Raw genomic sequence first — 11852 nt, 5'->3', positions numbered from 1 at the left:
CTACATTTGTAAAGCAAGATGATTGCCATTCTGAACCATGCCGAATTTCCGATTTTAGTATAGCAGGTTCAGAGCGTAATTCCCATGATCATGCTTACAGGGTTCATCTGGTTGTTCGGCGCCTCCGTCCAACCAGCTTCTCACTTTATCCTCGGCTATTGTCACTCATCCCCCTAGCGGTTATAATCAGAACACGTTGGCTCTTTGCCCAACTCCATTTTGCACCGCTCTGGGAGAATTTGTCATGTCATCACTCGTCACAACGTTTGTGTTTATACTTTTCATCTTGTTTATCCTCGCATCAGCGATCAAGGTTGTGCAGGAATACGAACGGGGCGTTGTCTTCCGCCTGGGGCGTTTCGCCGGTGTGCGCGGACCGGGCCTGATTATCCTGATCCCCTTTGTCGAACGCATGGCGAGGGTGGACCTGCGCGTCGTCACACTCGATGTGCCTTCCCAGGAAGCCATCACCAAAGACAATGTCACGGTACGCGTCAACGCTGTCGTTTACTTCTACGTCCTCGAACCCGAAAAAGCTATCATCAACGTGGAAGACTTCCGTCGGGCCACCGCCCAAATCGCACAAACCACACTGCGCTCGGTCGTCGGCCAGGCAGAATTGGATGAAGTTCTTTCGCAGCGCGAGGAAATCAATCAGCAACTTCAGCACATCATCGACGAGGCCACTGAGCCTTGGGGTATCAAGGTTACGGTGGTTGAACTCAAAGATGTCGAACTGCCAAGCACCATGCAGCGCGCTATGGCGCGGCAGGCAGAGGCTGAGCGCGAACGCCGAGCCAAGATTATTTCCGCCGAAGGAGAATTTCAAGCTTCTCAGAAGCTCGCCGATGCCGCGAAGATCCTCGCCCAGTCGCCGGCCGCTATACAATTGCGTTATCTTCAGACTCTTAATGTAATTGCTGCAGAGAACAATTCGACTACCATTTTCCCAATTCCATTAGACTTTCTAAAAGTCTTTATGGACTCGAGAAAGCCCTCGGAATAATAGCAGTATATATGCCATAGAATGAAAAAGGAGTGGTAAATAACCACTCCTTTTTTTACAAGCTATTGAAACCTAAATGTTTCTTTTAAAGAAAACCTGCTCTTTAGCATATTGAGCTAGTTTCTTGCAAAAATCGCGATATTGAACATAGTCTTCTGCAGGGATTATCCGCTTTTCTAAACGATAAGTATCCTCAAAAACAACCTTGCTATCTTCGATTATGAAACGCCCTTTATAGGAAGCATAGGGCGTAGTAATATCGATTTCATCAGGAACATATTCAACTGTGTATCCTTCGGGAAGCGAGAATTCAATTCGATGGGATATCTGCTTTGGAGCGGTGTACTCGATAGAGAAATTCCTTTCCGCGAGAGAAATCTCTTCGAAAGTATATTCATTCTCTATTCCGGGGACTTTTAATATCCACAGGTCTCCGGCAGAGATTGGATACGAAGGCGTAACAAGCTGAAGCACTTCCTGGAATGGGGTTCTAAGATCTTCAGCTCCCGGAAGACTCCACTCTTCAATTATACTCCCGGGGATAAGATAACTCATCCAATCCTGCAATATTTGTCCTCGGCGTTCGGCTTGTTGATTTTCCCAAAAACCTCTATATCCCGCCTCCCAGTCACCGGTGAAACTCGCAATGTATTCTGCGGTCATAGTCCCATTTTCGTCAAGTTTGGCCTTGATATCGATATGATTTGCATTTTCCTCCGGTGCTGGGGTTGAAGTATAACTCCAATGTCTGCACAAAGCGCAAACATATGTAACACCGGCATCATCCGATCGGAAATATGGGTAATTATGAGTCGTCGAAGTGGCATCGAGGAATACCTTTTCGCCATTAATAATAGCAAGCGTAATAGCGTGGTTACCCGATAGGTCGGGTATGTCTCGCGTTATCTCGTCTTCACCATTGGTCATGATGATTATAGGATAAGCCTCGACATCTATCTCGCGAAGCATTGTTGCAAATAAAATGGACTTATCGGTGCAATCACCATATTTTTGTTGGAAAGTAAGTTCGGCAGGGTGACCGGTTTGACCGCTTGAAATAGAAGCCTTGATACTAATATAATGGATCTCGCGCTGAACCCAAGTATATATGCTATTAATCGAGTCTTCTTGGGAAATTGCATCTTCAACTATTTCGGCCACCTTAGCTTTAATCTCTGGAGTAGCCACCATTCGGGCTTCTTGAAGACCCCCGAGCCAATCATAAATATAGTCCCAATCTTTAAAGAGGCTAGCATCGAAACGGGGGATAATATCGCCCCATGAAGGCATAGAAGGTTCTTCAAAAACAGGTGGAACATCCTCGATTAACCACTCATATACTATTTCTGAGTCGCTTTTTGTAATCTTGGGTGAATTATTGTCTTCAGGCCAATTATAATTCTTGAAATTCAGCTCTTTGTTCGGCGGAAGAATAACTGTGCATCTGCTTTCCGCAATAGGTATATCGTCTTGGAAATAGAATCCGGGAGAAAAGAAGTTCTTATCGAAAGGATTATATGTTTCGCTTTCAAATACATATTCGACGATGGAACCAACAGTTACCTGTGGAAACGTTGCCGAAAAAACCTTACCATAACTGAAGAAAACGCCAGCCTCCGTTGATGGATCGGTAATTGTGTATTCTGTTGTATCCCACCAGAATACCTGACCGTCTTCAGTAATTGTTTTTTCATAAAGAAGCTTCACTCTGCTTCTACCTTCTTCGAAGCCCAGAGGTCTTTGACCCCATCCCAAGTGACTCGATTTTAATATCCTGCCGGCAAAGTGATAACGATACAAATGAGAACCATCTTCTCGATATTCATAAGTCCCGTGGTCAATGATATGAACACCTCCGGCATCGGGGAATTCTTTTTCAAGTCTATTTGCGGTTTGTATAAGATATTGCGGGTCCGCTATCAGGTCAGAGTTTATACTAACCGGATTTGCTTCGCCTGTTTCTTGCTCAATCTTTGTTTCGTTGTCGAATGTGAGACTATAGACCTCCTCGCGGGGAACCTTTTGTTCGTCTATAAGGAAATTAGTTCCATCGAAGATAGCATTATCGGTTTTACGGGAATTACCATCGCGGAACGTTGCGACATCGGCCAAAGCAATAAATGCTATGATCATCGATACAAGAATGTATGCTTTTTTCATTTTATCCTCCAGTGTTCAATTTTTTTCAAAGCTATCTATTGTTCATGTTTTAGTCAATAGCCAATAGGGAATATTTTTTAGACTTTGAATAAAAAAAGAGTTCTATACTATTTAGGCGATTGTTCGCAGAATATTGCAATCTATAATAAATATTTATTTGGCTCGGGGATTTTGGAACCGATCCATTAAGATAATTAAGAGTCTAGAATTTCGCGGACCTTTTTAATTAGCGTATTTGCCGAGAAGGGCTTCTGTATGAATTCTCCGGCTGCGCTCGGCAAGTTGGGTTCCATAACTGTTTTGTCAGTATAGCCGGATATGTAAATTATTTTAATTGCAGGGAATATATCGCGAATAATTTCCACAAGATCTCTTCCACCGAGTTTGGGCATTACTATATCTGTAATAATGAGGTGCAAAGGTTTTTCTAGTTTTTCGACAATTTCGAGGGCCTCGCGACCATCTGCGGCCTGTAGAACTTTATAGCCATTGAATGAAAGAGCATTGACAATTGCTTTGCGGACATCATCATCATCATCGACAACTAGGATGGTTTCATCCCCATTGTAGAAAACAGCATCCTCTTCGATTTCTGGTAATGTATTATCCAATTGAGTGGCGGGGAAATAGACCTTGAAAACGGAACCTTTATTTAATTCGCTATAAACATATACATGCCCGCCACTTTGTTTGACAATTCCATAAACCGTCGGTAATCCGAGGCCAGTTCCAATACCATTGCCCTTGGTAGTGAAGAATGGTTCGAAGATTTTCGCCAGTTTTTCAGTGTCTATTCCACAACCCGTATCGGAGACCGAGAGCATAATATGTTTACCATAAGAAGCATTTGCGTGGGTTTCGACATATTCTTTATCGAATTCGATCAACTTTGTTTCTACAGTTAGTTTGCCCCCTTCGGGCATGGCATCACCAGCATTGATTACAAGGTTCATAAGCACCTGTTCGAGTTGACTTCTATCAACTTTAACAGCTAGTAAATCGGAGCCGGGCGAGAAAGTGAAATCGATTTTTTCACCAATAATTCTCGATAACATACCAGTCATTTCGGAGATGACTTCGTTTATAGAAAGTAATTCGGGAACAAGAACTTGTTTTTTACTGAAAGCTAGAAGTTGTCGAGTAAGTGAAGCCGCCCTTGTTGCAACATTCTCTATGTTTTCGACTGATTCGTAATTCGAATCACTTTTTGGCATCGATAGCTTAAGGAGATCGACATACCCAAATATACCAGTTAGCAGATTATTGAAATCATGGGCTATGCCACCGGCAAGCCGTCCTAGTGCCTCCATTTTCTGAGAAAGACGGAGTTGTTCTTCCAATCGCCGTTTTTCGGATATATCGCGAACAAAAGCAATTATTAGATTCTCCTCGTTGACTTTTACCGGCATGATATTGACTTCAACCGGAATAAGCCTTCCATCTTTATGGCGATTATACGATTCTACCCTAAAACCTAAATCTTTTTTAAGATTGTTGAAGTGAACAACAAGTTTTGCTGCTTCTTCCTGCGGCACGATTTTACTGATGTTTTCGGCGATAAGTTCTTCCCTATTATATCCAATAATCTCGAAGGCTCTTTCATTTACATCGATTATTGTGCCGTCGATATCTTCGATGAACACAATATCCGAGGCCTGTTCAAAAAGTGCTTTGTATTTAGCTTCAGATTCAAGCTGTTTTTTTCGAGCAATTTTCACAGATGTTATATCCTCGACTGTGCCTTCATAATATTTGATTTTACCATCTGGGCCTCTAACGAGCCTCGCACTTTCTCTGATAAATACTTTTTTACCAAACTTATCTACCCAAACTGATTCCATCCCGTTGACTCTACCGGAGGATTCGATTTTTTGCTTAAACAAAGAGCGAGGGGAGTTGGGATCATAAAATCTTGATTGCTCCAAATTGCTCTTGAAAAAGCTGTCGGGAGAATCATATCCAAGCATTTTAATAAGCGCCGCATTAGCTAGAAGAATTTTTCCTTCGGGTGTAGTTCTATAAATACCTAATACCGAGTTTTCGAACAAGTTTCTATAGCGTTGTTCGCTTTTCCTTAACGCCTTTTCCGTTTCAATACGCTCATTAATATCGGTTATAAAGCCCTCTAAATGGATTTTGCCATTATCCCCAGACACTCCTCTGCCTTGTTCCCAGACCCATTTTTCCCTACCGTTGGCGGAAATTATTCGGTATTCGAACATGAAAGGTTTTGACATCTGTAGAGCTTTTTGAATCGAATCCCAAACAAAGTCTCTATCATCTGGATGAATGGCGTCGTTGTACGAAAGATTCTTATTGTCTATGAAATCGCTTGCCGGATAACCTGTAAGAGGTAAACAACCGTCACTAATCAATTCCATGGTCCAATCTTTATCATTTTTACAGCTATAGGCCATGCCGGGAAGATTGCTAATGAGGGTTGATAGTTCACGTTTGGCATTGCGAAGTGCTTTTTCGTTTTCCTTTCTTTTGGTTATATCTCGGATGAAAACGAAATCAGCCGGTTTACCCTGATAATATGAAATGCCTGCATTGAACTCCACAGGAATAATCTTGCCATTTTTATGCAGTATCGCAGTTTCATAGATAGGTGGAATAGAATGCCCGGCCATTCGTTTTGAATATCTGTCTATTATTTTTTGAACTTCAGATGGGGCAATAAATTCTTCGAAGTTATGCCCGACAAGCTCATCGACGTCCTTCCCAACAATAATTGTTAGTGGAGGATTGACATATTTGATGATCGAATCTTGGATTATGCAAATTCCGTCATTAGTTCGTTCGATAAGACTTCTAAAATTTTTTTCGCTTTCTTTGAGTGCTAAATCGGTCGTTTTTTTTGAGCTAACGTCCTCGATAATACCATCTATTCTGGCAAGGTCTGACTGTATAGGCCGTAGAATCAGGATTAACGACGGATAGCTGTTTTTGGTGGGCAAATAATCTATTGATAACCGAATTTCATTACCTTCGAGGGCTGAACTGAGTGCATTTACGATTTCTTTTTTTAGTTCCGATGGGAAGATATCTGTTAAGGTTTTACCGATGACTGTTTTGTCTTGTATTTTTAAAATTTCGAGCAGGGTTTTATTGGTCTGCAGAAACCGACCTTTTCCATCGAGTGTAAAACAGCCTAAAGCAGATTTCTCTATAGATTTGATGCGATATTTATTTTTTGAACTAAACATATAAAATTCTAATCGCGATTAACATATTTTTTAATATACAATACTATTTATGAGAGACAAGAGAAAATTTTCTTATAATAAAAAAATATTACAAAATCGACTTAACTGCATATTGATAATCTTTTTAAAAATAGAACCAAGATAAAATTTATTTCCTTAAATCATGTTCTACCGGTTTTTGTTTTCCATATTAATATTGTATAATAGATTCCCAAACTGGTTGTTATATTCAAATATGGAGTAATCAATTCTTCGGGCGATTTCGTTTTTTATGGAATAACAATTTACCGGATAAAACCAACATATAAAATTTACTTTCTTATTCGCCATTCGAGATTAAGGCGATGTTCATTATCAGCAGAGATCACAATATCCCATATATGCAGTAGGCTTGTTTCCTGATATACTCGCTCGAAGCCATTTTCAGAGTTGCTAACGGTTTCTATTGGAAACATCCAGAGTTCGGCAGAATCGAGTGAGGCGTTTATTTTAAAGCCGTCGGTTTCTTCGATGAGGCTATAATTTTCTATTCCCTTGAATTCATGTATTTCACCGGGTCGGATACGATGCGCGTTGGTGTTTGGTATTAAAAAATAGGCCGAGGGATTATCCCGGCTCATTAACGAAAGATGGTTTTCTACGGCGAATTTCAGCGATATTTCACGAGATGATTGATTTTTCAAACGATATTCGACACCGATCGAATTCTCTTCTGAATTAAAAATAATTGTTTTCTCGATACTCAGCGGTAGCTTCTGGCCCGCATCACAGAAATTACCGTTTCTCCGTAGGACTACTTTTGCTTTCTGTTCATTTGTTTCCGGGCCAAGGACTATATCGAAAGGTCTATTGGCAAAGTCTCCCAGCTCATTGAAATCACAGTTGCGCAGCTCGATGGGAGTGGCGTTCGGATCGAGTATATGGTCAACAAGCCAACGCCTTTCGAACCAATCATAGTGTATCAATTGTTCGAGATTCGACTCCTTAGAGCGAACAATGTCGTGGATGGAGGAGGAGGCTTCTGTTTTCTTTCCATTTGATTCGTGAACAAGTTCGTGGTAGCCTTCTCTGCGACGAGAAAGCACATCGATAATATTTCGGTTACAGTGAAGTAGATCGATTTCATAAATCTTTCCACCATCGGATGGTTTTATAAAAATCTGTAAATTCTTATCGCCCAAAAAAACCTCGTCGTGACCGTCGCAATCTATATCCTCTCGTTCGGTTTTGATGGAAGAATCCTGGCTATAGGCAAGTCTTTCCGCATTGATTATATTATCAAAGATCCCTCGACGGAGGTGGGGGAGGTATAACCCCCCGAAAACGCCATGCCAATAGGCGCAATTGCACTGTGCTCTGTAGAGAGCTTTATTGGCCTCTAGATCGAGATTGTCGCTTTCGGCTACGATACGACTTGCGCGAAACATGCGTTTGTGCATCCAAGAGGATTCAGGATATTTTGTGAGAAACCCACGCCAGAATCCGCCTTTCAGGAAAGGACGCCAGTCCTCTAGTTGACCAGAATCTCGAAGTTCATGGACTTTGCGTGAGAATCTCGCCGAAAGCTTAGCTGGTAGCGTCCATTCACTCATCTCAAAATAGCTTATAGAAGGTAGATATGCCTTACCCAAAGGGGGTTTTTCATCGAGCCATTCGCCGAATGATTTTAACCTTATGACCTCGCGGTTTGCCAGAATACCCTCGATGAAACGGCGCATCCATCCTTCATCCCATACCCATTTATTGGTTCCCGGCCAAAGCCCGAATTTTTCGCCGTCATCCCCGAATACGAAGAGCCTTTCACCGGAATCATCCGCTGAGCGAGCTAGAAATTCAATAGAATTTTGTGCTTTCGAGAAAGGAATAAGGTAACGAAGGTTTTCCGAAACGGGAAAGATATTGACGACTTTGCCTGATTCTTCGGTGATATAATGCCCGAGTAGATCCTCACCGGTGATGCCCACACTTTTAAGATGATAGTCATCTGTGATAGTGAATTCGACACCGGCTTCGGCTAGCAAGGCGGGTAGGTGAGGTTCCCAGATACGCTCGGTGAGCCATATTCCGCGAGGGCGCTTTTTAAAACGATCTTCAAGGAAATCGGACATCATTTTAAGTTGCGCTATAGCATCGCGGCGGGGAATAACAGCGAGTATAGGTTCATAAAAACCTCCACCTAAGAGCTCGAGCTGGCCGCGTTCGACCATTTCGCCTACCAGTTCGAAGATCACTGGATGGTGGTCATCCCAATACTCCCAAAGGGGGCCCGAGGTATGGATAGTAAATGGAAATTCTGGATTATTGTGCATTAAACGAATTAAAGGTTCATAAGCCTGTTTTGTGGCGTATTCAAACACACCTTCGAAATTACCTACCGGCTGATGTAGATGTACGGCGAAAATAAAATTGATTGTCTTCAAACTGACTCCTATCTAAACTCTATATCCAATCGGGTCTTTGATTCCAGCTTCTTTGAAGGCGCGCCTCCGCATTGTGCAACTTTGGCAAAGACCGCAAGCGATATCCTCAGATTTATAGCAACTCCATGTCATTCCGAATGGCACAAGGAGTTTGGCCCCTTTTGTAACCACCTCTGATTTTGACAAATGTATAAGCGGTGCGATTATCTTGCATGCCGACTCGGGTTTTCGCCCGAGGTTAATGGATTTCTCCATTGATTCGAGGAATTTGGCCGTAGTATCAGGGTATCCGGGTCCATCCTCCTCCATAGCGCCAATAAAAATAGCTTTTGCTCCAACGGTTTCCGCCCAAGCAGCTGCCAAAGAAAGAAAAATCCCATTGCGAAAGGGAACATAGGTGTTGGGAATACCTTCGGGATCGCAAAACGGCACCGGTATCTTTTGGTCAGTGAGGCTGGAATGTCCAATCCATTTGAGAAAACGAACATTTGTTATTTCCTGCCTTTTTGCACGAAAGACTTTGCCTATAGCTGTAAAACAAGACCTTTCTTTAATTTCAGTGCGTTGGCCGTAATCGAAATGTAACAGGAAAAGGTCATAGCCCTCTTTTTTAGCGATAGCCGCTGAGACTGTTGAATCGATTCCACCCGAAAGAAGCACCACCGCCCTGTTATTATGCGACATAGTGAACCTTTCTTTTTATGGGATTTGCCATAATTTGTGAAATTGAGTCGAAAGCCTTATTGGATATTTCGATTGAATTATCCATTGCGCAAGAATTGTAGGGTCGAGTTCATTTGAAACCGGGGAAAATACTATTTGAGTTTTATCCCATAAGTTAAAACTATCGACCTGTTGTATTGCCCAATCAAAATCCTTATGGTCGGCTATTACAAACTTAAGCGCATCGTTGGCAGAGAGGTGTTGAAGGTTTACCTCATTAAAACTATCTGCGTGGCCACTCGATGGGGTTTTATTATCGACAGATTTAATAACACGCTTTGGAAGAATCGAAATGTCCATAGTGCCATTGGTTTCTACAAGGACATTCATTCCTGAATCGAGTAGTCTAAATGCAAGTATGGGACATTCCTGCTGGATGAGAGGCTCGCCTCCTGTAAGCAATACCCAAGGCCTTCGAGATTCAATTGCCATTCGAACGAGTGTATCGACGGTGAATTCGGTGGAAATTATATTTTTGGCTTGAGTATCACACCAATTGCAGGCTAGATTGCACCCCGAAAGACGTATAAGAAAACAGGGAAAGCCAGCATAAGGTTCTTCACCAATAAGGGTTTCTATAAGCTCAGATACCTTCAACATAGTTTAATTCTCACGGTATTCAACGCTCGATCTATCAGACTCGAAGAGTTCGACAGAATCCAATATCATCATAGGGGGCAACAAAGGTAATGCATTATTATATATAGCTTTAGCGAGTCTTTCAGAGGAGGGATTACCCCCTTTAAGCCATGGATGATCATTGAGGAATTTATGGTCGAGCTCTTTTAACACTTGATTCAGGATGGATTTTGCTTTGCGGAAATCGCAAGAAAGCCCTAAATCATCCAGTTCGTTCGTTTTTATCGTTAACCTGACTTTCCAATTATGACCGTGAAGATTAGAACAGTCACCCGGATAACCCTCGATTTTATGCGCTGCTGAAAATTCACCGATAACTCTTATAGTGAACATAGTTTCCTCCTAATTAATTAACAAGTATAATAATTTCAAAAAGAAAACTGCGCAAGTATAATCGTATTTAGAAGTGTCCTGAAGAGATAATATTAATCCGGGGGAACTGGGAATGTGATAATAAATACTTATAACAAATTGTATAATATAATGATATGCAATTATAATAAAGTATAATATTATATAATAAACTATAACATTATTAAACGTATGATATTACAGACATAAGAAGAATAATCTAATACTTCCGAATCACTGCGGTAAGGCGGCCAAGAATACGCACTGGGCCTTTCTTTTCTGTAAGTTCGATAGGCTGATATGCTCTGTTTTCTGGATAGAGCATTGGCTGCCCATTATCAAGAGATAATCGCTTGAGTGTGGCTTCATTGTTGATTAAGACAGCGATAATCTCTCCTGAACGAGCTTCCGGAGTAGAACGAATAATTGCAGTATCACCATCGAGTATATTGGCCTCGATCATGCTATCGCCCTTGACTTTGAGTGCAAAATGTTCTCCGCGCCCGACGATGGAACTATCGATCTCGATACATCCATCGAAGTGTTCTTCGGCTATTATAGGATCACCTGCGGCAATACTTCCCAATATGGGAATAAATGTTGTGCTTCTATTTTGGTTTTCAACTGAAATCCCCCTCGATGAACCCTTTCTGCGCGAAATAAAGCCCTTATTTTCCAGAGTTAATATTATCTTGTGAATTGTACTAGGCGCTTTTTTCAATGCTGTACCGATCTCTCTAACTGTTGGAGAGTATCCTTGGTCTTGTATTAGTTCGAGAATTTTGTCAAAAACTTCTTGTTGTTTTTTTGTCAATTTACTTTCCACTTAACCTCCAATGTCGAACATATGTTCACTCTATATCATAGATCAGATATAAAAGAATGTCAAGGGAATTCTTTAATTAAAAAATGCAATTATGACGATAAATGGAATATTTATCTGATTTTTTTATTTTCGTCCGGCATTCAACCGAATTGCCCGGCAGTTTAGCCGACTCGCTTCAGTAAATAAGGTTTTTATTTAAGGTAAACTACCTTTTTGCAAACGGCTGAAGCCTTCTGTTGAGGGAATGTTACGCGGACGAGATACACGCCGGAACCGACGGATTCGTCGGGTTGCCAGATATATTTGGTTTTGTAGGGGCGATCCTTGTGATCGCCCGGTGGTTGGGCGAATACAAGATTTGCCCCTACGGCGATTTCATAGATAATATCGTTTCGATTGTCGGCGAATTCCGCATCGACAACATACCATAACCGCGAGGAATCGAAGGTTGCAATATGTGTAAAACCACCGCCTGCGCGATTATATAGATCGACAAATCCGTTTAGTATCCCTCTTCT

9 protein-coding genes are annotated in these 11852 nt (G+C 41.7%); 1 reads left to right on the top strand and 8 read right to left on the bottom strand.

Annotated elements, in window-relative coordinates:
- The first annotated feature begins 244 nt into the window (after positions 1-244).
- Positions 245-1006 (top strand): slipin family protein, encoded by a 762-nt coding sequence (locus KAH81_09810; protein ID MCK5833947.1) that lies wholly within the window; start codon positions 245-247, stop codon positions 1004-1006.
- A gap of 72 nt (positions 1007-1078) precedes the next feature.
- Here KAH81_09810 and KAH81_09805 read toward each other — a convergent pair whose 3' ends face one another.
- The 8 genes from KAH81_09805 to KAH81_09770 all read right to left on the bottom strand — a co-directional run.
- Positions 1079-3166 carry a DUF3857 and transglutaminase domain-containing protein gene (locus tag KAH81_09805; protein MCK5833946.1) on the bottom strand — a complete coding sequence of 696 codons (2088 nt, stop codon included), beginning with the start codon at positions 3164-3166 and terminating at the stop codon, positions 1079-1081.
- Between the two features lie 194 nt (positions 3167-3360).
- Positions 3361-6375: a PAS domain S-box protein gene (locus KAH81_09800; GenBank protein ID MCK5833945.1), complete on the bottom strand. Its 3015-nt coding sequence runs from the start codon at positions 6373-6375 to the stop codon at positions 3361-3363.
- 311 nt (positions 6376-6686) lie between these two features.
- Positions 6687-8795 (bottom strand): DUF1926 domain-containing protein, encoded by a 2109-nt coding sequence (locus KAH81_09795; GenBank protein MCK5833944.1) that lies wholly within the window; start codon positions 8793-8795, stop codon positions 6687-6689.
- A gap of 12 nt (positions 8796-8807) precedes the next feature.
- Positions 8808-9479, bottom strand: a complete 672-nt coding sequence (gene queC / locus KAH81_09790) for a 7-cyano-7-deazaguanine synthase QueC (GenBank protein ID MCK5833943.1) — start codon at positions 9477-9479, stop codon at positions 8808-8810.
- 15 nt (positions 9480-9494) lie between these two features.
- A complete protein-coding gene (locus tag KAH81_09785; GenBank protein ID MCK5833942.1) occupies positions 9495-10118 on the bottom strand; it encodes a radical SAM protein in 624 nt (207 codons plus the stop codon).
- A gap of 3 nt (positions 10119-10121) precedes the next feature.
- Complete coding sequence (gene queD, locus KAH81_09780; GenBank protein MCK5833941.1) at positions 10122-10490, bottom strand: 6-carboxytetrahydropterin synthase QueD; 369 nt, start codon at positions 10488-10490, stop codon at positions 10122-10124.
- Between the two features lie 238 nt (positions 10491-10728).
- Positions 10729-11334, bottom strand: a complete 606-nt coding sequence (gene lexA, locus KAH81_09775; protein MCK5833940.1) for a transcriptional repressor LexA — start codon at positions 11332-11334, stop codon at positions 10729-10731.
- A 191-nt stretch (positions 11335-11525) separates the two neighbouring features.
- Positions 11526-11852, bottom strand: a 327-nt coding sequence (locus tag KAH81_09770; protein MCK5833939.1) for a hypothetical protein, incomplete at its 5' end; no start/stop codon positions are given.

The organism is bacterium (assembly GCA_023145965.1).
GTDB lineage: Bacteria > UBP14 > UBA6098 > UBA6098 > UBA6098 > UBA6098.
Note: the sequence above shows the minus strand (reverse complement) of the source record. Positions and strands in the feature narration are given on the sequence as shown.